A 21,601-nucleotide genomic window follows, 5' to 3' on the forward strand; every position below is an offset into this window, starting at 1 on the left:
CCGGCGGCCGCCGCGCCCGCGGCGGCACCAGCGGCGGCTGCGCCACCGCCGCGCAGCACGCGCGTGGCGGCCGTGCCCTGCGGCAGGTGCGAGGTCGGGTCGGTCTCGGCGAACGGCGCCCGGCCGCGGGCGCCCTCGCGCAGCGCGCGGCCGAACGCCTCGGCGTCGTGGAAGCGGCCCTCGGGCTCCAGCGCGAGCGCCATCCCAACCGCCTGCGACAAGGTCGGCGGCACCGACGGGTTGAGGTCCTCCAGCCGCAGCGGCGCCTCGCGCTGCTGCTTCAGCGCGAGCTCCGACAGCGACGTCGCCTCGTACGGCAGGCGGCCCGACAGCAGCTGGTAGGCGACGACGCCGAGCGAATAGATGTCGGCGCGCGGGCCGGCCTCCTCGCCGCGCGCCTGCTCCGGCGCGAGGTAGGCGGCGGTGCCGAGCACCGAGCCGATCTGCGTGATGCTCGACTGCTCGGTCGCCTTCGCGATGCCGAAGTCGGCCAGCTTGACGACGTCGTCCTGCGAGCGCAGCAGGTTGCCGGGCTTGACGTCGCGGTGGACGACGCCGTTGCGGTGGGCGTAGTCGAGCCCGCGGCAGGCCTGCACGAGGATCTCGATCGCCTCGTCGACGTCGAGGTGGCCGCGGTCCCTGAGCAGCTGGGCGCACGACTGGCCCTGCACGTACTCCATCACGATGAAGTGCTGGTGCTGGGCCTCGTCGAGGCCGAAGTCGAAGACCTGCACGACGTTCGGGTGGACCAGCCGCGCCGCCGCCAGCGCCTCGCGGCGGAAGCGCGAGACGAACGACGGGTCGTCGGCGAGGTGCTCGGCCAGCAGCTTGACCGCGACGTGGCGCTCCAAGCGGCGGTCGAAGGCCAGCTGGACGGTCGACATGCCGCCGATCCCGAGGCGCCGCTCGAGCTCGTAGCGGCCGGCGATCACGCTGCTCACGGCGTCCCTCCCTGTCCGGGCGCGACGGCGCCGCCGGGGTTGCCCTGGTTCGGGTCCGTCCCATCGCTCGGCGCGCCGCCGTCGGCACCCGTGTCGGGCGCGCCGCCGCCGCTGTCGGGCGTCGTCGGCTCGGCGCCGCCGCCCGTGTCGGGCGGGGTGCTGCCGCCGTTGTCGGGCGTCGTCTGCGGCGTCGTCTCGGGCGTCGTCTGCGGGGGCGGCGGCGTCTCGGAGGTCGTCACCGGCGGCGGCGCGGTCGGCGTCGTCTCGGGCGTCGTCTCGATCGTCGTCTGCGTTCTGATCGTCTGCGTGTCGCAGCTGTCGGAGACGAGCTGCTCGAGCGTCGCGGCGCCCTGTCTGAGCCCTCTGATCAGGTTCGCGTCGACGGTCGCGGCACGCAGCTGCTGGATGTCGGCGTTGAACTTCGCGGCGGCCGACTGGGCACGCGCGATGTCGCCGCTCTGGCAGGCGGCGGAAACCCCATCGAGGGCGCTGCTGAGCTTGCTCGCCTGGTCGCCGGGGAGAAGACCGTTGCGGTCCCCACAGGCGACGAGGAAGGCGGCGGCGCAGCCCAGCACGCCGATCACGATGGCTTTGGGGGCACTGCTGACGGCAAAGCGCATCGACCCTCCATCCTACTGACCGTGCGGCAGACGGTCCGCAAGCGAGTCCGGAAGGCGTGCGCGGCGGATCGCGGCGGCGGCCGCCTCGACGTCGTATTCGGTGCGGTGGAAGGCCGCCGTCCAGGCGTCGGTGTCGAGCAGCAGCCAGGCGGCGCGCGGGTCGCCGTCGCGCGGCTGGCCGACGCTGCCGGGGTTCAGCAGCCACTCGCCGGAGGCGATCTCCAGCAGCTCGCCGTCGCCGCGCTTCTCGCCGGTCGCCGGCTCGCCGTCGCCGCGCGTGTAGGCGAGCGCGATGTGCGAGTGGCCGATGCACGCGACGCGGTGGCGCAGCACGTCGAAGCAGAGCTCGGCCTGCAGCGGCGAGAGGACGTACTCCCAGACGGGATCGCGCGGGCTGGCGTGGTAGAGGCCGACCGCCTCGTCGAGCTGCTGCGGCTCCAGCGTCCGCAGCCAGTCGAGCGCGGCGGGGTCGATCGTCTCGCGCGTCCAGCGGGCGGCGAGCGCCGCGCCGGGCGAGAACTCGTCCAGCGGGATGTCGCCGCGCACGGCGAGGTCGTGGTTGCCGGCGAGCGAGACGGTCGCGTAGCGGCGGATCAGCGCGACGCAGGCGTCGGGGTCGGCGCCGTAGCCGACGAGGTCGCCGAGGCTCCACAGCTCGTCGGCGGCCGCGGCCTCGACGGCGTCGAGCACCGCTTCCAGGGCCTGTCGGTTGCCGTGTATGTCCGAGACGACGGCGACGCGCATCGCAGGAGGGGAGTCTGTCGCAGCGCGGCGCGCGCGTGCGCTGGTGCTACCAGGCGTGCGCGGTGGGGCGAACCCGCCGCGCACGCGTGTCGTGGCCGGCGGCTACTGCTCGCCGCGCGGATCGTCGGGCCCGCCGAACTCCGGCAGGTTCTTGATGCCCTCGCTCGTCTGCCACTTCGAGTAGTTGTCCTCCATCGCGTCGATCAGCTCGCGCATGAAGCGGGGCGAGAGATTGACGCGCGAGACGACAACACCGGGGATCTCGTCGTCATCGACCTCGTGGTCGACGCGCGCGAAGGTCACGGTGAACTCATACTCCGAGTGGCTCACGTTGGCGAAGTTGGAATACACCCCCGCCATGATGTCCGGCGAGAAGTGGATGTTGATGTGGCGCTCTCGGTCGTCGTCCATGGGGCCTAGTATCGCAGTCGTGCGCATCATCGTCCTGGCCGTCGGCAAGCTGCGGCCCCCCTTTGCAGACGACGTCCAGCACTACCAGAAGCTGCTCGCGCGCCATGCCCGCGTGGAGCTGGTGGAGGTGCGCGAGGACGAGCAGGTCTCCAGACGCATTCCGGAGCGGGCTTTCGTGTCGCTGCTCGACATCGGCGGGCAGGCGTACGACTCGGTCGAGTTCGCCCGGTTCCTGGAGGATCGGCGCCAGGGCGGGCGCGACGTCTGCTTCGTCGTCGGCGGTCCCTACGGGCTCCAGATCGAGGCCGACCACAAGCTCTCGCTCGGCAAGCTGACGCTGCCGCACCAGCTCGCGCGCGTCGTGCTGCTGGAGCAGATCTACCGCGGCCACAAGATCCTCGCCAGAGAGCCGTACCACTACTAGCCGGCGCGTGGGCGGTCGCCGCTGCGGCGACCGCCCGATGCGCCGATCCCCGTTAGCGGGTGACCTTCACCGTGACCGTGCGGCTGACCTGACGGCCGCCGACCGTCAGGCGCACGACGACGCGATGGCTGCCGATCGCGGCCTTCGCGCCGACCTTCAGCGTGACCTTCAGCGTGCGGCTTCGGCCGGCGCCGACGCCGCTGATGCGGATCGTCTTGACCGCGCCCGCGCGCAGCGCTCTCGGCGCTCTCACCGTCGCGGTCGCGCGTGCGAGCGCACCGCTGGTGAGGTTGCGGACCGAGAACGCGATCTGCGCCGTGCGGCCGCGCTTGACGCTCGTTCTCGACTGGCCGGAGAGCAGCTCGATCGTGCCGTCTCTGCCGGCCGGGCCCTGGTCGCCGCGGTCGCCCTTGTCGCCCTTGGAGCCCGCGGCGCCGTCCTTGCCGTTGGCGCCGGCGTCGCCCTTGTCGCCCTTGGCGCCGGTCGCGCCGTCTCTGCCGTTGGCGCCGGTGTCGCCCTTCGCACCCGCGCTGCCGGTGTCGCCCTTGGCGCCGGGGTTGCCCGTGTCGCCCTTGGCGCCGGTGTCGCCCTGCGCGCCTCTGTCACCGGTCGCGCCTCTGTCGCCGGGGTCGCCCTTGTCGCCCTTCGGGCCCGAGGCCAGCTCGGTGCTGGTGCCGCTCAGCGCGACCGTCGCGCTGCCGCTGCCGGTGTTCGTCTCCAGCCGCAGCGTCGCGGTCGAGGTGGCGCTCGCGCGCGCCGGCGCGTAGCGGACGAGCAGCGTGCAGGTGCCGTCGGGGCCGAGCACACGGCCGCGGCAGCGGTCGTCGGCGACGATGAACTCGCCGGTCGAGCCGGCGTCGGCGGCGTCGACGTTGACCTCGCCGATCTTCAGCAGCTGCGCGCCGCCGTTGGTGACGGTGACGGTCTGCGCCGCGCCGATCGTGCCGGCCGCCTGCGCCGCGAAGGTCGGCGTCGTCGTGTCGGCCTGGGCGCCGACGCGGCCGGTCAGCGTGAACGTGTCCAGCCGCGACTTCTTGAGGCGGGGATCGCCGAGATCCTTGTTGTCGGTGCTGGTGTAGAGGCGGTCGTAGCCCTGGTCCATGACCAGCTTCAGCTCGGCGCCGGGCGCGAGCGTCGCCGGCATCTCGCCGATGCCCTCCCACGTGCCCTGGCCGTCGGAGAACACCTCGGCCGAGGGCGGCAGGACGGTGCTCAGCGCGATCGGTCTGTCGTCGCGGCGGCCGGTCCAGCTGAACAGCGACTCCTCGACTCTGCCCGTCGTGTCGTTGCGCTTGGCCGCCAGGATCAGGTACTGGTCGGCCGCGTTCTTGCGCAGCTCGCGGATCGTCATGCCGCCGAGGTCGAGCAGGATCGGCTCGTCGAAGACCGCTCTCGTGCCGTCGCCCTTCGTCAGCAGGTCGGCGTTCAGCAGCGGCACGATCACGGCGCGCAGGCCGTTCGGCGTCGTCAGGTTCGGCGAGCGGAAGCCGAGGTAGAGCGTGCTGCTGGAGCCGGGTGCGAACTCGGCGCCCTCGAGGTTGAAGCCGTTGGCGTCGTCGGGACGGACGCCGCTCGCGGTGCCGGCCTGGAAGCCGAGGCGGTTGCCGTTGGCGACGTCCCAGGCGACGAGGTCGGCGCGCAGGCCGCCGTACGCCTGGCCGACGCGCGTGACGGTCGTGTCGGCGCCGCTGCCGACCACTCTCGTCTCGATCATCGTGTAGCGCGACGTCTCGATCTGGCCGGCCTTGCGGTTGCCGTGCGAGCCGAACCAGTAGGCGGTGTTGCCGACGCGCGCGGAGGACTCGAAGTCGATCTCGCCGCCGCCGTCGGCCGACGGGCCGATGTTGAACTCCTTGACCGCCTCGCCGGAGCGGTCGGTGCGGAAGAGGCGGACTATGTCCTGCTCGTCGTCGGCGACGAGGATGTGGCCTCTGCCGACGCCGATCGCCGTCGAGGCGTCGCCGCCGCCCTGCAGCACGCGGCTCGTCGGCGTCGTCGCGTTGGAGGCGCCGTAGGAGAGGACGACCGTTCTCGTCTTGCCGTCGAGGCCGGTCGCCGTCAGCGTGACCGAGGCGTAGCCGCGGCCGGTCGGCTCGAACGAGACGGTGCGGGTCGCCCCCGTGCCCTCGATTCTGATCCCCGCGTTGGGGAGGATCGAGGTGCTGCTGGAGCTGGCGGTGACGGCGATCTCGCCGGGCGTCGCGGGGTCGCCGTACTGGTCGGACTGGCCGACGGTGACGGTGACCGTCGGGTTGGTCGGGTCGCCGATCACGCCCGACTGGCTCGCCTTGTCGAGCGTGATCGTCGGCACCGCGGCGCCGTTGGCGTCGGCGCTGCCGGTGATCGCGACGAACTGCGGGTTGACCGTGCCGCTGATGCCTCTCGCGACGTTGACCGCCGGTCGCAGCGTCTGCGTCGGCAGGTCGACCGACACGAGCGTGCCGGTGCCGAAGCCGCCGACGGCGGCGAGCTTGCCGCGCGGCGCGAGCGCGATCCCGCGCACGTTCGACGATCTGCCCAGCTCGGTCGTCTTGACCGTTCTCGTCGCGAGGTCGACCGTGATGACCTGGTTGGGATCGACGTACTGGCCGAGCAGCGCGTGCAGCTGTCTGCCGTCTCTGGAGATGACGAGGTTGAGCGGCGCCACGGAGCGGGAGACGTTGCCGATGCCGATGACCGCGCCGGGCGTGCCGGTCGCCGTGTCGATCGGCACGATCCCGACCGGGTCGGTCCACGGGTCGGCCGAGCTCTGCGTCACGTAGAGGGTGGCGCCGTCCGGGCTCATCGCGAGCTGCCCGGGGCTGCCGGTGAAGGTCAGGTCGGCGCTGACGGCGCCGGTCGCGAGGTCGGCTCTGCGCAGCGCGCCGCCGGCGACGAACCAGGCCGTTCTGCTGTCGGCGGAGGCGGCGATCGAGCCGCTGAGGGCGCCGCCGGCGGGGATCGGCGTGCCGAAGACGGGCGTCGTGCCGCTGACGTCGACCGGCAGCAGGTTGGAGCCGGCCGCGACCAGCAGCGTTCTGCCGTCGGGCGTCAGCTGCGCGCCGTTGATGCTCGTCAGCGCGGCGTTGCTGTACGTCGTCGAGACGGTTCTCGTCGCCGTGTCGACGATCGCGACGTACGGCGTGACGCCGAGCTGATCGGTGACGACGTAGAGCTTGCTGCCGTCGGGCGAGGGGACGATCGCTCTGGCGGCGCCGGTGCCGACCGCGATCGGCGTGCCGACGAGGCCCGTCGAGAGGTCGGTCGGGATCACCAGCGAGCTGCTGGGGCCGCCGGTCACCCAGGCGGTCGAGGCGCCGGCCGGGGCGGCTGCGACGGCGGCGAGGAGGCCGGCGGCGGTGAGCGCGGCGAGCGATCGGGACAGGGGAGTCTGCACCCGGCCGCGAGGCGGATGAAGGGGGCGGTGCATCTGTACGTCTCCTCGATAGATCTAGGGAAACGCTGACTTTCATGGCGCATGTGCGCTCTGGCGTGTTTCCCTTGTGAGCGTCGCGTGAACTCCTTGCGACCGGCTCGTGAACGCGGTGATATGTCAACTCGGCGGGGCCAATCGAGCGCCCGCGGTTGCCTCGTTCGGGCGTGCCCGCGGCCGGCTCGTTAACCTCAGGTCGCGTGACCCCGCTCGAGCAACTGAGAGCCGCAGTAGCCGACGCCTCGGCCGCGCTGCGCGGCGACGGCGCCGCCGGCGGCGCCCCCGTCCCGACCGTCGAGCGCCCCAGACGCGAGGGCTTCGGCGACTACTCGACCAACGCCGCGATGCTGCTGGCGCCGCGCGTCGGCAAGCCGCCGCGCGAGATCGCCGAGCTGCTCGGCGAGGAGCTGAGAGCGCGGCTCGGCGACACGCTCGAGCGTTACGAGGTCGCGGGTCCCGGCTTCCTCAACCTGTTCCTGTCCGACGGCTGGTTCGACGGCGCGCTGCGCCACGTGCTCGACGCCGGCGACCGCTTCGGCTCCGACGGCGCCACCGAGCGGGAGAAGATCCTCGTCGAGTTCGTCTCCGCCAACCCGACCGGGCCGGTCGTCGCGGCCAGCGGCCGTCACGCCGCCTACGGCGACGCGCTCGCCTCGATCCTCGCCTTCCACGGCCACGAGGTCGCGCGCGAGTACTACCTCAACGACGCCGGCTCGCAGGTCAGAAAGCTCGGCGAGTCGGTGCGCGCGCGGGCGCGCGGCGAGGAGGTGCCGGAGGGCGGCTACGAGGGCGAGTACGTCAAGCAGCTGGCGGTCGAGATCGGCGGCGCCGCCGACGGCGACCCGGACGAGCTGGCGACGATCGCCGTCGGGCTGATGTACGAGCGGATCAAGGCGACGCTCGAGCGCTACGGCGTCGACTACGACCGCTTCTTCAGCGAGAAGTCGCTCTACGACGGCGCGCCGAGCGAGGTCGGCAGAGCATTCGCGCGGCTGGAGGAGCTCGGCCACACCTACCGTCACGAGGGCGCGCTGTGGCTGCGCACGACGACCTTCGGCGACGACAAGGACCGCGTGCTCGAACGCTCCAACGGCGAGCCGACCTACTTCGCCTCCGACGTCGCCTACCTGCTGAGCAAGCAGGAGCGCGGCTTCACGCGCCAGCTCGACGTCTTCGGCGCCGACCACCACGGCTACATCGGGCGCCTGAAGGCGGCGATGGAGGCGCTCGGCGGGGATCCGGAGCTGCTGGAGATCCTGATCATGCGCTTCGTCAACTTCGTCGAGGCCGGCGAGCGCGAGAAGATGTCCAAGCGCCGCGGCGTCTTCACGACGCTCGACGAGCTGCTCGACGAGCTGGGCGTCGACGCGACCCGCTTCTTCATGCTGCAGCGGTCGCACGACACGACGCTCGACCTCGACCTCGATCTCGCGCGCAAGCAGTCGAACGAGAACCCCGTCTACTACGTCCAGTACGCGCACGCGCGGATCGCGTCGATGCTGGAGAGAGCGGGCGGCGACGCCGTCGCCGACGCGCTCGCCGGCGAGCTGGCGGGGGAGGGCGCGGCGCGCTCGCTGCCGCTCGATCCGGCCGAGCGGACGCTGCTGAAGAAGCTGCTCGCGTTCCCGGGCGAGATCGCCGAGGCGGCCGAGAAGCGCGCCCCGCACCGGCTGACCGCGTACGTGCTGGAGCTGGCGCAGGCGTTCACCGCCTTCTACCGCGACTGCCGCGTGCTGGGGGCGGAGGGCGACGGCGTCGAGGCCTACCGGCTGGCGCTGCTGGCCGCGACCCAGACGACGATCGCCGGGACGCTCGCGCTGCTCGGCGTCAGCGCGCCGGAGTCGATGGCGAGACTGGACGACGCGGCGGCCTCCGCGGAGACCGACGGCGACTGATCAGTCGTAGTTCTTAAGGTCGTCGTCGAGCCGGCGCGCGTCGGCCGGGTCCAGCTCGGGCCCGAGCGCGCCGGGAGCGCCCGCGAAGGCGCGGGCGCGTCTGCGCCAGCGCGGCAGGAAGATCGCCAGTATCGCGAGGCCGACGACGACGACGAGGATCGGCACGACGTAGATCGCGATGTTGAAGCCGTCGTCGTTGGGCAGCGCCAGCACGCGCTCGCCGTACTCCAGCACGAGCGCGTCCTTGATCTGGGCGGGCGTCATGCCCTCGCCGATCAGTCTCTGGATCAGCGCGCGCTCGGAGTCGGCCTGCGGGCCGTTGGCGACCGCCAGCGGCGTTCTGCAGGTCACGCACATGACCTGGCTCTCCATCTCGTAGAGCGAGGTCTTCGGTGCGCTGGTCTGTGCCGGCGCGACGGCGGGGGCGACGGCGGTCGCGAGCAGCGCCAGCAGCAGCGCCGCGATCGCGGCGAGGCGCCTCATCGCAGTCTCGCCAGCGTCGGATCGAGCGTTCTGTCGATCCATGCTCTCGTGATCTGCTGGCGTTCGAGCGCGAGGATTCTGCCCTGCGCGTCGACCAGGAAGGTCTCCGGCAGGCCCTTCAGCTCGAAGTCCTTCGACATCTTTCTGTCGATGTCGCGCAATATCGGATATCTGACGCCGTGCTTGGTCACGAACTCCTGCGTCCGCTCGCGCGTGTCGTCGACGGCGACGCCGAGGACGGTGCCGCCGCTCGCCGCCAGCGTTCTCTGCACGTCGTTGAGCAGCGGCGCCTCCTGGTCGCACGGGGCGCACCACGAGGCGAAGAAGTTGACCAGCACCACTCTGCCTCTGTAGTCGGCGAGCGAGCCGCTGCCGTCGCCGGCCAGTCTGCTCAGCACGACGCTCGGCGCGGCGGGCGCATCGCCCTTCGCGACGGCCTGGTCGATCGAGGAGTCGTCGGTCGTCTGCAGCACGCCGAAGATCAGCAGCGCGACGAGACCGATTGCGAGGACGGCGACGAGGCCGGGGACAGCGAGACGGCGCATGGCGGTCACTGAAGGGTAGAGGTCGCGGTCACCGGGGCGCGTCGTCGTGCGGCGCGTGCACCAGCGCGCGGTCGCCCAGCGGGGCGTTGAGCGCGGCCGTGGCGGTGCGCTTGAGGTCGGGCTCGGAGGGGCTGCCGCCCGGCGCCTGCGGACGCCAGCGCGCCAGCACCGTGACGAACACCTGCGAGGCGGTCTCGCGCACGTCGACCCGCGCCAGCTCCATCGCGGGGGAGGTGAGCGTGCAGTGGAGCTGCAGCTCGGTGGTCTCCGGCGGCGGTGGATCGGGGTGCGTCGACCAGGGGATCGAGAGGAAGCGTGCTCTCTCCGCGACGGCTGGCGCGGCGGTTTCCATAACCGGCGCGATAGTCGCGTCGCGGGCGTGGGTCTCAGGCTCGACCTGAGGCTGAGCTGTTGGGACGGGATAGCCCGTCCGCGCGGGGATCTCCGTTAGATCGACGGCCGTGACGGCCTGCGGAGCCCGCCGCCGGCGCTGAAGCAGAGCTATGAACCCAAGGGCGAGCAGGACGGCGGCTGCGGGGACGATCCGGCGGCGCATGCCGCGAAGCCTACGACCCCGCGCGGCCCCACCCGCTCCACGTGGGTAGAATCCGTTGCCACGCGGATGTAGCTCAGTTGGTAGAGCGTCGGCTTCCCAAGCCGAAGGTCGCGGGTTCGAGGCCCGTCGTCCGCTTAGATCGAAAGCCCTGCGAGAGCGGGGCTTTCGGCGTTAAGGGGTCTGCGGGGTGGGGCGTGGGCGGGGAGGCCGCATATGGACGCCTGCGCGCGACGCAGCGCGTCGGTCACGCTCGCGGCCTGGCCGGCGCGGGTGGCGCCCGGCGCGGGCGGGCGGCCGGGCTGGGCGGCGCGGCAGCGCAGCCGCCCGCGGCGGTCGCGCACGGCGACGAGTCGTCTCCCGCGGGCGCGCGTGAGCGGGATCGTCCCCTGCGGACAGCGCTGCTTCGCCGCGACCGGCTTGGCGACGGCCGCGGTCGCGACGGGGCCGGCGGTCGCGGACGACGGGATGACGGCGGCGGCACGCAGAGCCGGCACGAGCAGCGGAAGCGAACGGAGGGGGCGCACGGCGGGAGCACGGCAGCGAGCCCTCCTCTGCGGATCGGCCGCATCTGCTCTGCCGAACGTCTTCTTGTAAGGCCCGCCTGACATCTGTTAGGGTGCCCTAATACCGGAACCAAGGGGGCCGTCACGGCCTGGCTTCCGGGCATGGGGAACAACATCCGAAAGGACCGCATATGGCCCGTAGTACGAAGGTGCGCGCGCGGCTGCTGCTCGCGCTCGGCGTTGTGCTGTCGATGCTCCTGTTCGCGCTTCCGAGCGCGGCATCGGCGTCGTACGGCAGCGTCGACTGGACGCTGCGCTCGAGCTGGGTGACGTACATCACGACCAACTGGGCCGGACCGGGCACGCCCGGACCGGGCACGATCACGGCGATCTCGCCGGGCAGATACACGAGACCGGTCGTGCACGTCGAGCAGCCGTCGCCGATCGTTGGCACGCTCGCGTCGTACGACGGCGGCTTCCGTTCGCAGCTGCCGGCGCACTACATCGACGTCTCGATCGACGACATCAGAATCAACTTCACCAGCGGCGCCGTCTTCGCGACCGGCTCCTACGTCCCGCTCGGCGGCTCGGCGACCAGCTACAGCGACCAGCAGATAGCGACGCTGAGCGGCGGCACGCAGGACGGCGGCAGCAGACAGCTGTTGTGGTTCGACGCCGTGCCGAGACTGACCGCGTTCGGCGCGACGATCTTCAACGGCGGCAGCAACGGCAGCTACAGAACCGGCGACGCGTTCGGCACGCTGACCGCTGTCGGCGGCTGGTAGAGCGGCAGCAGCACCCGTGAGACAGCTCACGCTGGCCCTGGCCGCGACCGCTTCGGCGGTCGCGGCCGGTGCCGGTCTTCCCCCACTTGCAAGCGCCGCCGCCGGCTGGCAGCCGGCGACCTCCGTCGCGACCACGACGAGCGCCTCCGGCGCCGAGGTCGCGATCGACCGCGCCGGCGTCGCGACCGCCGTCTGGGCCGACGCATCCGGCCTGATCCGCGCCGCGACGCGCCCGCGCGGCGGCGACTGGAGCGCGCCGCAGGCGATCTCCGGCGCCCGCACCGGCTACGCCCCGAGCCTCGCGCTCGACCCCGACGGGCAGGCGACCGTCGTCTGGAGATCGGTCGCGACCGTCGACGGCGCCGACACGACCGAGGCGTGGACCGCCACCCGCAGCGACGGCAGATGGTCGACCGCCACCGCCCTCAGCGCGGCCGGCGCGACGATCACCGCCGACCCGTCCGTGCTCGTCGACGCGACCGGCACCGCGACCGCCGCGTGGGCGGAGAACTGCGTCGTGCAGGTCGCGACGCGGCCCGCGCGCGGCAGCTGGTCGGCCCCGAGAGAGCTGTGGAGAGACACCACCGGCACGTGCGCGCTCTACCGCATCGCCACGCCGGTCGCGCTCGGCGCCGACCGCTCCGGCCGCGTCACCGCCGCCTGGCAGGCCGGTCACCGGCTGTCGGTCGACGACGCCCGCCCGAGACGGATCCTCGCCGCCGCGCGCGGCATCAGCCCGACCTCCGACTGGAGCGCGCCGACGACGCTCGCGAGCGTGACGACGAGCGCGCTCGGCGGCCCGTCGCTGGCCGTCGACGTCGACGGCCGCGCGCTCGCCGCCTGGAGCGAGAACGGCGCCGGCGCGCGCGCCGCCACGCGCCCGGCCGGCAGCGACCCCGCCGTCGCCTGGAACGCGACCGCGACGCTGTCGAGCGCCGGCACGCCGCTGCTCGACAGCGCCTACGACGGCCACGGCCGCGGGGTCGTCGCGTTCGCGACGCCCGACCTCGGCGACGGCAGATCGCTCGTCCAGGTCGCGCGCGCGAGCGCCGCCGACGGCGCGCTGCAGCCGGCACAGACGGTCGCGACGCTGCCCGACGGCGTGTATTCCGCCGCCGCCCCGGCGCTCGCGCTCGACGACGAGGGCGCCGCCGTCGTCGCCTGGACGCAGAGCACCGCCAGCGGCTTCGCCGCGTACGCGAGCCGCGCCGCTGCCGGCGCCGGCACGTGGGACGCGCCCGTCGCGCTCGCCGGCGACCTCGCCGTCGAGGATGCGCCCGCCGTCGCGAGCGACCCGCTCGGCGACGTCGTCGCGCTGGCTGGCGGCGAGGGCCCGCTGCGCTCGCTGACCTACCTCGCCGAGCCGCCGCTGGCGGCCGAGTGGAGCGGCCGCGCGAGCGCTGAGGACGGCAGCCTGCGCTCCTGGGTCGACTACCTGCGGCGCACCTGGCCGTCGGCGATCCCGGGCGTCCCGTCCGGCGCCGGCGCGGTCGAGCTGAGCGACGGCGCGAGCTTCCCCGAGGCCGCCGACCCGTACAGCTTCCGCTTCGGCCAGGCCGACGCGTGGCGCGACACGACGAGCGGCGAGACGGTCGTGACGCAGCAGGGCACGGTGCGCTTCTCGCTGCCGCCGCACGCGATCGACATCCGCCTCGTCAACCCGCAGCTGCGGATCGCGCCCGACGGCGCGAGCGCGCGGCTCGTCAGCGACGGCTTCACGAGCGGCTCGATGGAGGACGCGCTCGCCGGCAGAACGAGCCTGACGCCGTACGTCGGCCTGCACGTGCTCGACGTCGACCTGGCGGCGGCCGGCGCGCGCGCCGGCGACCTCGTCGGGCGTCGCAGCTGGATCGCCGCGCCGGTCACGATGACCGACGTGGGCGGCAGAACGCTCGGCCTGCCGAACTACATCGGCCAGCGCTGGGGGACGATCACGGTGACGCTGCCGCAGACCGTCCGCGACTACACGCCGCCCGGCCCGCCGGAGAGACCGCCGGTCGACCCGCCCGCCGACCCGCCGAGACCGCCGGCCGAGTCACCGAGAGCGCCCGCCAGAAGCGGCGCGAGCGCCCCGCAGGTGAGCGGCCGCGCGCGCGTCTCCGTCGACCGCTCCGGCAGCGCCGCGGTCGCGACCGTCGTCTGCCGTGCGGGCGGCGCGAGCTGCCGCGTCGCCGTCCCCAGACAGGTGCGGGTGACGATCGCCGGCAGACGCTTCTGGGCGGCGGTGCTCGCCCCGAGAACGATCCGTGCCGGGAGACGCGGCGCGGTGCGGCTGCGGCTCACCAGAGCGGCGGCCAGACGGCTCGCCGGGCGCAGCGCCAGAGCGAGGCTGAAGCTCGTCGTCACGAGCGGCAGAGCGCGCACGGCGAAGACGCTGACGATCACGCTCAGAGGCGCGGCCGTCAGACGCGCGCGCCGCTGAGCGCGCGCCGCGCCCGCGATCGCGACGGCGCACAGACCCACCAGCAGCGAACGAAGGCCCCGCTACGGCGGGGCCTTCGGCGTCTTCGGGGCGCGGGGCGGTCGTCAACACGCGCCGAATCGCTTGACAAACGAAACGCGTTTCACGTACCGTCCTCGCTCAAGGAGGAGAGATGGAACGCATTCCGTCTGTCGAAATACCGCGGGTCGTGGAGAGCGAGCCCGCAACCAACCGATCGGTCGAGCGTGCCTGCACGCTGCTCGGAGCGTTCGCGCCCGAGCAGCCGCGGCTGACGCTCGGCGCGCTCGCCGCGAGCGCGGACCTGCCGAAGCCGACGGCGCACCGGATCGTCACCACGCTCGTGCAATGCGGCTTCATGTCGCAGCACGAGGACGGGACGTACGCGCTCGGCTTCCGGCTGCTGTCGCTCGGCGCGATCGTGCGCGAGAACCTCGACGTCGTGCGCGCCTGCGCACCGGCGATGGAGCGGCTCGCGCGGGCGACCGGCGAGACGGTGATCCTCGGCGAGGCCGACTGGGCCGCGCGCGAGGTGACGATCGTCCACCGCGTCGACAGCTCGCACACGCTGTCGGTGCTGTCGCCGATCGGCCGCCGCTCGGCGATCCCGCCCGGCGCGCTCGGCAAGGCGCTGCTGATCGGCCTCTCCGACGCCGAGCTGGACGCCGTCATCGCCGAGCTGCCGCTCGACGCCGAGACCGACCGCACCCACACCGACCCGGCGGCGCTGAGACAGGAGATCCGCCGCTCGCGCGCGCTCGGCTACGTCGTCGAGGAGGGCGAGTACCTGCGCGACGTCTCCGGCGTCGCCGCGCCGGTGCGGCTGGAGGGCACGCGCCCACTGGCCGCGCTCGGCCTCGTCGGCCCGACGACCCGGCTGCACGGCGAGATCGAACGGCTCGGCGCGCTCGTGCGCGACGTCGCCGGCGAGCTGAGCGCCTGACCCATCGCACTTCACCCCAGTCCCCCCGAGAGCAATCGAGAAGGTCGATGAGCACACCAACCAGAGAGACCGACTTCTACGTCGGCTCCGACATCGGCGGCACCTTCACCGACACCGTCCTCCTGACCGAGGACGGCGAGGTGCACATGGCCAAGAGCCCGACGACGAAGGAGGAGCTGACGCGCGGCGCGATCAGCGCGCTGGAGCTGGCTGCCGGCGCGATCGGCGTCGCTCCGGAGCAGATCGGCGACGGCCTCGTCTACTACGCCCACGGCACGACGCAGGCGACCAACGCCTTCATCGAGCGCAAGGGCGTGCGCACCGGCCTGCTGACGACGCGCGGCTTCCGCGACGTGCTGCGCAGCCAGCGCTCGACCGCGAGCTGGGCCGGCCTCGGCCACACCGCGCGCCACTACTCGGCGCGCACGCTGCCGCAGCCGATCGTGCCGCTGGACCAGATCCGCGAGATCGAGGAGCGGGTCGACTACAAGGGCGCGGTGATCGTCCCGCTCAACGAGCAGCAGCTGCGCGAGGCGGTCCGCGAGCTGGTCGCCGACGGCTGCGAGGCGATCGCGATCACCTTCCTGTGGGCCTTCCGCAACGACGTCCACGAGCGCCGCGCGGTCGAGATCATCGGCGAGGAGGCGCCCGGCCTGTTCGTCTCGGCGGCCTCGCAGCTGCTGCCGATCCTGGGCGAGTACGAGCGCACCTCGACGACCTCGATCAACGCCTACCTCGGGCCGATCATCGCCAGATACGTCACCAACCTCGAGGGCGAGCTGCGCGACTCCGGCTTCCGCGGCGAGCTGTCGATCATGGAGTCCGGCGGCGGCGTGCTGCCCTCCGGCGACGCCGCCACGCAGGCGGCCGCGATGCTGACCTCCGGCCCGGCCGGCGGCGTGCTCGCCTCCGCCGCGCTGGCGGCCGAGAAGGGCTGGCCGAACGTGATCACCTCAGACATGGGCGGGACGTCGTTCGACGTCGGCCTCGTCGTCGACGGCGAGCCGCTGCTGACGCGCAACGCCGAGGTCGGCCGCTTCCACGTCGCGCTGCCGATGATCGGCGTGACCGCGATCGGCGCCGGCGGCGGCTCGATCGCGAGAGTCGACGACGGCCACCTGACGGTCGGCCCCGAGAGCGCGGGCGCCCGCCCCGGCCCGGCCTGTTACGGCCGCGGCGGCACGCGCCCGACCGTCACCGACGCCGACGTCGTGCTCGGCATCATCGACCCCGAGTACTTCCTCGGCGGCAACATGGGCCTCGACCGCGCCGCCGCCGAGCAGGCGATCCGCGAGCACGTCGCGGAGCCGCTCGGGCTGAGCCTGCTGGAGGCGGCCGCCGGCATCCGCTCGGTCGCCGACAACCACATGGCCGACCTGCTGCGCAAGGTGACGCTGCGGGCCGGCTATGACCCGCGCGACTTCGTCGTCTTCGCCTACGGCGGCGCCGGTCCGACGCACGCCCACCGCTACGCGCTGGAGGCCGGCATCAGAACGGTCTTCGTGCCGGCGACCGCGGCCGTCCACTCGGCCTACGGCGCCGTCACCTCCGACCGCCATCGCACCTTCACCGTCGCCCACCACGCGCAGGCGCCGCGCGGCTTCGAGCGCGCTTCCGAGCACGTCTCGGCGGCCGAGATGGAGGCCGCCTTCGCGACGCTGACGCAGCGCTGCGAGCAGGCGATGGGCACCGACCAGCTGACGATGCGCCGCTATGTCGGCATGCGCTTCCGCCAGCAGGTCCACGAGCTGGCGATCGAGCTGCCGGCCGGCGCGGTCACCGGCGCGACGGTCGACCAGCTGGTCGAGGACTTCACCACCCGCTACGAGCACATCTACGGCAGAGGCACGGCGCTGCGCGTCGCCGGCGTCGAGTTCACGGTGCTGCGCGTCGACGGCCATGTGCCGGTGACGCGGCCGGCGCCGGCGCCGAAGGCGAGCAGCCTCGACCCGCTCGCCCCGAGCGGCAGCCGCGAGATCTGGTTCGAGGAGCGCGGCGCGCTCACCACGACCGCCGTCTACCGCCCGCAGGACCTCGCCGGCGGCGGCACGATCGCCGGCCCCGCCGCGATCGAGCAGGCCGGCACGACCGTGATCGTCGGCCCCGACCAGCGCGCGCTCGTCGACGGCCACGGCCACATCACCATCGAGATCCCGCAGGAGGACCAGTGACCGAGCTCGCGACCCCGACCGGCGCCTACGAGTACGCGCGTCAGGCGGTCGACCCCGTCACCTTCGAGGTCATCCGCCATCGCCTGCTGGCGATCACCGACGAGCAGGGCGCGGCGCTCGCCGCCGTCTCCGGCTCGCCGCTCGTCAACGAGGCGACCGACTTCAACACCGGCCTCTACCGGGCCGGCGGCGAGGTCGCCGCGATGGGGCAGACGGTGATCTTCCACGCCGCCTCCTGCTCGCAGATGGTCAAGCACGTGATCGCCGACTGCGAGGACGATCCCGGCATCGCCGAGGGCGACGTGTTCGTCGTCAACAGCCCCTACAAGGGCGCGCTGCACGCGCCCGACATGGGCCTGCTGGCGCCGATCTTCCACGACGGCCGGCGGATCGCCTGGACCGGTGCCGCCTGCCACCAGCTCGACGTCGGCGGGATGGTCAAGGGCAGCTTCTGCTCGGCCGCGACCGACGTGCGCCAGGAGGCGATGCTGCTGCCGCCGCTGAAGCTGATCGACGGCGGCGAGCTGCGCACCGACGTCTGGAACATGATCACCGGGATGTCGCGGCTGCCGATGAACCTCGGCCTCGACATGAAGGGGATGCTGGCCGCCAACAACGTCGCCAAGAAGCGGCTCGGCGAGCTGATCGACCGCTACGGCGTCGACGTCGTGCTGTCGGTGATGGACGAGCTGATGGACCTCTCCGAGCGGCGGCTGCGCAGCCGCCTGCGCGAGCTGCCCGACGGCGTCTTCAGCGCCCGCACCTACCTCGACCACGACGGCCACGAGGACAAGCTGCACCCGATCGAGGTGACGCTGACCAAGCGCGACGACACGCTCAGCTTCGACTACTCCGCCAGCTCGCCGCAGGCGAGAGGGTTCGTCAACTGCACCTACACCGGCCTGCTCGCGGGCGTCTACGCCGGCGTGCTGCCGCTGCTGGCGCACGACCTGCCGTGGACGGAGGGGATCTTCCGCGCGATCGAGGTGATCGCGCCGCCCGGCCTGATCTGCTCGGCGCAGTGGCCGGCGCCGGTCTCGCAGGGCCCGCTCGGCGCGATGTGGCTGACCGAGACGACCGCGACCGAGGTGCTGTCGAAGCTCGTCTCGACCTCGCCCGGCCACATCGTCGAGGCGCAGGCGGCGCCCTCCGGCGGCCCCGACATCTTCACCGTCGACGGCCTCAACCAGCACGGCGAGCCGGCGACCGGCGTGATGCTCGACCAGACGATGAGCGGCGGCGGCGCCTACGCCCACCGCGACGGCCTCAGCCCCCAGGGCCACCGCAACATCATCGCCGGCAAGGCCCCGAACGTGGAGTCGCTGGAGCTGATCATGCCGGTGCTCTACCTGCACCGGCGGCTGCTCGCCGACACGCCCGGCGCCGGCCGCAACCGCGGCGGCCAGTCCAGCGGCGCGGCGTACATGGTCCACGACGTCGACTCCTTCCGCGTGCTCGCCGCCTGCCACGGCTACACGGTGCCGACGGCGCCGGGGCTGTGGGGCGGGCTGCCGGCGGCGACCAACGTCCACCGCCTCTACCGCGACACCGACGTGCGCGCGAAGCTGGCGGCCGGCGAGCTGGTGACCGAGATCGACCAGCTGACCGTTGCGGAGGAGGAGCTGAGCGCGAAGCCGCCGATCTTCACGTTCGGTCGCGACGACGTCTACGAGTGGGGGCCGCAGGGCGGCGGCGGCTGGGGCGACCCGCTGCTGCGCGCGCCCGAGCTGGTCGCCGCCGACGTGCGCGACGACGCCGTCACGGTCGCCAGCGCGCGGCTCGTCTACGGGGTCGTCGTGAGCGACGACGGGACGCTCGACGGCGAGGCGACCGAGGCGCTGCGGACGCGCATGCTGGAGGAACGCCGCGCCTGGCCGGCCGCGCAGGAGCCGCTCGGCCTCGACGCGACCGCCGGCCGCACGTTGGCGCCGGTCGGCGACCAGCTGTCGATCGTCGAGCTGGAGGGCGAGCACTATTGGGCCTGCTCCTGCGGCAGCGCCTTCGCGCACGCGCACGAGAACCCGAAGCAGCGGCTCGGCGGCGCGCTGGCGGAGCCGCAGCAGATCGGCACGCGCGTGAGACTGCACGCCGAGATCGAGCTGCGCCGCTCGGCCTGCACGAGCTGCGGCCGGCAGCACTTCGCCGAGGTCGCGCGCCACGACGACCCGCCGTTGTTCGACGTCCGCGTCGAGGTCGCCTGATGGGTGCCGCGCCGCTGCTGCGGGCGTCGGGCGTGCGCAAGTCGTTCGGCGCGACGCAGGCGCTCAAGGGCGTCGACTTCGAGCTGCGCGCGGGCGAGGTCCACGCGCTGCTCGGCCCCAACGGCGCCGGCAAGTCGACGCTCGTGAAGGTGCTCGCCGGCGCTCACCGGCCCGACGCCGGCACGCTCACGCTCGACGGGCGCGAGCTGGGCCGGCTCGGCCCCGGCGCCGCGCACGCCGCCGGGATCGAGACGATGCTGCAGCAGACGGCGCTGATCCCGGAGCTGTCGGTCGCCGAGAACATCGCGCTCGGCCGCCGCGTCGGCCGCGGCGGGCTGGTCGACTGGCGGGCCGTGCGGCGTGACGGGGCGGCGGCGCTCGCCGCGCTCGGGCTCGAGCTGCGGCTGGAGCAGCCGGTCGGCGAGCTGTCGATCGCCGACCAGCGCGCTGTCGAGCTGGCGCGGGCGCTCTCGCGCCGCTGCAGCGTGCTGATCCTCGACGAGCCGACCGCGACGCTCGGCGCGCGCGAGGCGCAGGTGCTGCTGCGGCAGGTCCGCCGCACGGCCGCCGAGGGCGTCGGCGTGATCTACGTCTCGCACCACCTCGACGAGGTGCTGGCGGTCGCCGACCGCGCGACCGTCGTGCGCGACGGGCGCGTCGTGGAGCTGCTGGAGCTGCGGGGCGAGCGGACGGTGCAGGCGGGCGACCTCGTGCGCGCGATGCTCGGGCGCGAGGTCGTCGTCGCGGCGCCGCCGGAGCGCGTGGGGGACACGGGAGCGATCGCGCTGGAGGCGCGCTCGCTGACCGTCGGGCGCAGGCTGCGCGACGTCTCGCTGACGCTGCGGCGAGGCGAGATCGTCGGGCTGTTCGGCGCCGTCGGCGCCGGCCAGTCGACGCTCGCGCGGGTGCTGTCGGGGCAGACGCGGCCGGGCGCCGGCAGCGTCGCCGTCGACGGCGCGCCGCTGCGCGCGCGGACGCCGCGGCAGGCGCTGCGGCGCGGCATCGCGCTGGTGCCGGAGGATCGCCTGCGCAGCGGGCTGGTGCCGGCCTTCGACGTCGCCGAGAACATCCAGCTGAGCGCCCGCGCGCTCAGCCGCGGCGTGCTCGCGCGGCGGCGCCTGAGCGAGGCGCGCCGCTGGGTCGGCGACCTCGGCGTGCAGCCGGCCGATCCGACGCTGCCGGTCGCCGCGCTCAGCGGTGGCAACCAGCAGAAGGTCGTCTTCGCGAAGGCGGTCGCCAGCGGCGGCCGCGTGCTGATGCTGGAGGAGCCGACCGCCGGCGTCGACGTCGGCGCCAAGCAGGAGATCCGCGCGCTCGTCGGCCGGCTCGCGGGCGACGGCGCGGCCGTCGCGATCGTCTCGACCGAACCGGAGGAGGTGCTGGCGATGTGCCATCGCATCGTCGTGCTGCGCAAGGGCAGCGTCGTCGCGGAGCTGGAGCGCGAGCAGGCCAGCCGGCAGGCGCTGACCGAGCTGGCGACGGGCGCGGAGGCGGGGCGATGAGCGCCGTCGACTCGCTCCCCGCGGCCGCCGGCGACCGCCCCCGCGGTCCGCTGGCGCTGCTGCGGCGCCTCGGCCCGACCGGCTCGCACGTCGCCGCGCTGGCGCTCGTGCTGGTCGTCGTGGTCGTCGTCGCCTCGCTGCTGTCGGAGACGTTCCTGACGACCGACAACCTGCTCAACGTGACGCGTCAGGTCGCGGTGCTGGGGATCCTCGCCGGCGCCACGACGCTGCTGATGGTCTCCGGCGGGATCGACCTCAGCATCGGCGCCTGCGCCTCGCTCTGCGGCGTGATCGCGGCGAAGCTGCTGAACGGCGACGCGAGCGCGACCGTCGCGGTGCTGGCGGTGGTCGGGATCGGGATGGGCGTCGGGCTGCTGAACGGGCTCGCGATCGTCGCCTCCGGCGCGCCGCCGCTGATCCTCACGCTCGGCACGATGTCGATCCTCGAAGGCTTCTCGCAGGCGACCACCAACGCCGAGACGATCCCGGTCGGCAACTTCGGCTGGCTCGGCGCGGCGACGCTGCTGGGGATCCCGATGCCGGCGGTCGTCGCGGGCGTCGTGCTGCTCGCCTGCGGGCTGCTGCTGCGCTACACGCGGCTCGGCCGCGACGCGCTCGCGATCGGCGGCAACGAGCACGCCAGCTTCGTCGCCGGGATCGGCATCGGCCGCGTCAAGATCGCGCTCTACGTGATCGCCGGCGCGCTCGCCGCGCTCGCCGGCCTGGTGCTGGTCTCGCGCGTCGGCGCCGCCAGCCCGATGGGCGGCGTGGGGCTGGAGCTGCAGGCGGTCGCGGCGGTCGTGATCGGCGGCGCGTCGCTCGCCGGCGGCCGCGGCAGCGTCGCCGGCACCGTCCTCGGCGTCGTCCTGCTCGGCGTCATCACCAACGTCCTGAACCTGCTCAACGTGCAGACGTACTACCAGTCGGTCGCCACCGGCGCCGTCATCGCGATCGCCGTGATGTCGGGGCAGGCGGGCACCCGCTGGCGCTCGGATCGAGGCGCGGGCCACTAGCGCCCGCGCGAA

18 protein-coding genes and 1 tRNA gene are annotated in these 21,601 nt (G+C 73.4%); 10 read left to right on the top strand and 9 right to left on the bottom strand.

Features of this window, described 5'->3' with window-relative positions; genetic code table 11:
• The 4 genes from Q7L73_RS25515 to Q7L73_RS25530 all read right to left on the bottom strand — a co-directional run.
• A partial coding sequence (locus tag Q7L73_RS25515) for a protein kinase (protein ID WP_304715706.1) occupies positions 1 to 941 on the bottom strand: 941 nt, incomplete at its 3' end.
• Positions 938 to 1,561, bottom strand: a complete 624-nt coding sequence (locus Q7L73_RS25520) for a hypothetical protein (protein ID WP_304694628.1) — start codon at positions 1,559 to 1,561, stop codon at positions 938 to 940. The genes Q7L73_RS25520 and Q7L73_RS25515, both read right to left, overlap by 4 nt.
• Positions 1,562 to 1,573: 12 nt before the next feature.
• Positions 1,574 to 2,305 carry a metallophosphoesterase gene (locus Q7L73_RS25525; RefSeq protein ID WP_304694630.1) on the bottom strand — a complete coding sequence of 244 codons (732 nt, stop codon included), beginning with the start codon at positions 2,303 to 2,305 and terminating at the stop codon, positions 1,574 to 1,576.
• A gap of 102 nt (positions 2,306 to 2,407) precedes the next feature.
• Positions 2,408 to 2,716 (bottom strand): DUF3467 domain-containing protein, encoded by a 309-nt coding sequence (locus tag Q7L73_RS25530; RefSeq protein WP_304694632.1) that lies wholly within the window; start codon positions 2,714 to 2,716, stop codon positions 2,408 to 2,410.
• Positions 2,717 to 2,735: 19 nt separating this feature from the next.
• Here Q7L73_RS25530 and Q7L73_RS25535 point away from each other — a divergent pair, with 19 nt between their 5' ends.
• A complete protein-coding gene (locus Q7L73_RS25535; protein WP_304694634.1) occupies positions 2,736 to 3,140 on the top strand; it encodes a 23S rRNA (pseudouridine(1915)-N(3))-methyltransferase RlmH in 405 nt (134 codons plus the stop codon).
• A gap of 52 nt (positions 3,141 to 3,192) precedes the next feature.
• Here the strand turns inward: Q7L73_RS25535 and Q7L73_RS25540 are convergent, their stop codons facing one another.
• Entirely contained in the window at positions 3,193 to 6,516 is a 3,324-nt protein-coding gene (locus Q7L73_RS25540) for a hypothetical protein (RefSeq protein WP_304694636.1), read from the bottom strand.
• 236 nt (positions 6,517 to 6,752) lie between these two features.
• On the opposite strand from Q7L73_RS25540, the gene argS reads away from it, so the two are divergent.
• On the top strand, positions 6,753 to 8,447 hold the full coding sequence (gene argS / locus Q7L73_RS25545) for an arginine--tRNA ligase (protein ID WP_304694638.1): 1,695 nt from the start codon (positions 6,753 to 6,755) through the stop codon (positions 8,445 to 8,447).
• Here the strand turns inward: argS and Q7L73_RS25550 are convergent, their stop codons facing one another.
• Genes Q7L73_RS25550 through Q7L73_RS25560 form a run of 3 tightly spaced genes read right to left on the bottom strand, consistent with a single transcriptional unit; the run spans position 8,448 to position 9,827 of the window.
• Positions 8,448 to 8,930 (bottom strand): cytochrome c-type biogenesis protein CcmH, encoded by a 483-nt coding sequence (locus Q7L73_RS25550; RefSeq protein WP_304694640.1) that lies wholly within the window; start codon positions 8,928 to 8,930, stop codon positions 8,448 to 8,450.
• A complete protein-coding gene (locus Q7L73_RS25555; RefSeq protein WP_304694642.1) occupies positions 8,927 to 9,475 on the bottom strand; it encodes a TlpA disulfide reductase family protein in 549 nt (182 codons plus the stop codon). Before Q7L73_RS25555 ends, Q7L73_RS25550 begins: the two co-directional genes overlap by 4 nt.
• Positions 9,476 to 9,503: 28 nt before the next feature.
• Entirely contained in the window at positions 9,504 to 9,827 is a 324-nt protein-coding gene (locus Q7L73_RS25560) for a hypothetical protein (RefSeq protein ID WP_304694644.1), read from the bottom strand.
• Positions 9,828 to 10,093: 266 nt separating this feature from the next.
• Between Q7L73_RS25560 and Q7L73_RS25565 the strand changes: the two genes are divergently transcribed.
• Positions 10,094 to 10,166, top strand: a tRNA-Gly gene (locus tag Q7L73_RS25565).
• Here Q7L73_RS25565 and Q7L73_RS25570 read toward each other — a convergent pair.
• Positions 10,166 to 10,525: a hypothetical protein gene (locus Q7L73_RS25570; protein WP_304694646.1), complete on the bottom strand. Its 360-nt coding sequence runs from the start codon at positions 10,523 to 10,525 to the stop codon at positions 10,166 to 10,168. The genes Q7L73_RS25565 and Q7L73_RS25570 overlap by 1 nt on opposite strands.
• Positions 10,526 to 10,725: 200 nt before the next feature.
• Here Q7L73_RS25570 and Q7L73_RS25575 point away from each other — a divergent pair, with 200 nt between their 5' ends.
• The 7 genes from Q7L73_RS25575 to Q7L73_RS25605 all read left to right on the top strand — a co-directional run bounded on the left by Q7L73_RS25575 (position 10,726) and on the right by Q7L73_RS25605 (position 21,589).
• Entirely contained in the window at positions 10,726 to 11,319 is a 594-nt protein-coding gene (locus tag Q7L73_RS25575; RefSeq protein ID WP_304694648.1) for an HtaA domain-containing protein, read from the top strand.
• A 16-nt stretch (positions 11,320 to 11,335) separates the two neighbouring features.
• Positions 11,336 to 13,741, top strand: a complete 2,406-nt coding sequence (locus tag Q7L73_RS25580) for an HtaA domain-containing protein (protein ID WP_304694650.1) — start codon at positions 11,336 to 11,338, stop codon at positions 13,739 to 13,741.
• 208 nt (positions 13,742 to 13,949) lie between these two features.
• The gene (locus Q7L73_RS25585) at positions 13,950 to 14,702 is read left to right on the top strand and encodes an IclR family transcriptional regulator (RefSeq protein ID WP_304694652.1); all 753 of its coding nucleotides are present in this window, start codon (positions 13,950 to 13,952) and stop codon (positions 14,700 to 14,702) included.
• Positions 14,703 to 14,749: 47 nt separating this feature from the next.
• On the top strand, positions 14,750 to 16,873 hold the full coding sequence (locus Q7L73_RS25590; protein ID WP_304694654.1) for a hydantoinase/oxoprolinase family protein: 2,124 nt from the start codon (positions 14,750 to 14,752) through the stop codon (positions 16,871 to 16,873).
• A complete protein-coding gene (locus Q7L73_RS25595) occupies positions 16,870 to 19,074 on the top strand; it encodes a hydantoinase B/oxoprolinase family protein (protein WP_304694656.1) in 2,205 nt (734 codons plus the stop codon). Before Q7L73_RS25590 ends, Q7L73_RS25595 begins: the two co-directional genes overlap by 4 nt.
• Complete coding sequence (locus Q7L73_RS25600) at positions 19,074 to 20,576, top strand: sugar ABC transporter ATP-binding protein (protein ID WP_304694658.1); 1,503 nt, start codon at positions 19,074 to 19,076, stop codon at positions 20,574 to 20,576. Before Q7L73_RS25595 ends, Q7L73_RS25600 begins: the two co-directional genes overlap by 1 nt.
• Positions 20,573 to 21,589, top strand: a complete 1,017-nt coding sequence (locus Q7L73_RS25605; RefSeq protein ID WP_304694660.1) for an ABC transporter permease — start codon at positions 20,573 to 20,575, stop codon at positions 21,587 to 21,589. Before Q7L73_RS25600 ends, Q7L73_RS25605 begins: the two co-directional genes overlap by 4 nt.
• Positions 21,590 to 21,601 lie beyond the last annotated feature (12 nt).

Source organism: Conexibacter sp. CPCC 205762 (assembly GCF_030646155.1).
GTDB lineage: Bacteria > Actinomycetota > Thermoleophilia > Solirubrobacterales > Solirubrobacteraceae > Conexibacter.

Coding starts and splice junctions, on each gene's coding strand:
- Q7L73_RS25555 (WP_304694642.1), bottom strand. CDS start 9,475: ATGCGCCGTCTCGCTGTCCCCGGCCTCGTCGCCGTCCTCGCAATCGGT.
- Q7L73_RS25520 (WP_304694628.1), bottom strand. CDS start 1,561: ATGCGCTTTGCCGTCAGCAGTGCCCCCAAAGCCATCGTGATCGGCGTG.
- Q7L73_RS25525 (WP_304694630.1), bottom strand. CDS start 2,305: ATGCGCGTCGCCGTCGTCTCGGACATACACGGCAACCGACAGGCCCTG.
- Q7L73_RS25605 (WP_304694660.1), top strand. CDS start 20,573: ATGAGCGCCGTCGACTCGCTCCCCGCGGCCGCCGGCGACCGCCCCCGC.
- Q7L73_RS25600 (WP_304694658.1), top strand. CDS start 19,074: ATGGGTGCCGCGCCGCTGCTGCGGGCGTCGGGCGTGCGCAAGTCGTTC.
- Q7L73_RS25530 (WP_304694632.1), bottom strand. CDS start 2,716: ATGGACGACGACCGAGAGCGCCACATCAACATCCACTTCTCGCCGGAC.
- Q7L73_RS25590 (WP_304694654.1), top strand. CDS start 14,750: ATGAGCACACCAACCAGAGAGACCGACTTCTACGTCGGCTCCGACATC.
- Q7L73_RS25560 (WP_304694644.1), bottom strand. CDS start 9,827: ATGGAAACCGCCGCGCCAGCCGTCGCGGAGAGAGCACGCTTCCTCTCG.
- Q7L73_RS25550 (WP_304694640.1), bottom strand. CDS start 8,930: ATGAGGCGCCTCGCCGCGATCGCGGCGCTGCTGCTGGCGCTGCTCGCG.
- Q7L73_RS25575 (WP_304694648.1), top strand. CDS start 10,726: ATGGCCCGTAGTACGAAGGTGCGCGCGCGGCTGCTGCTCGCGCTCGGC.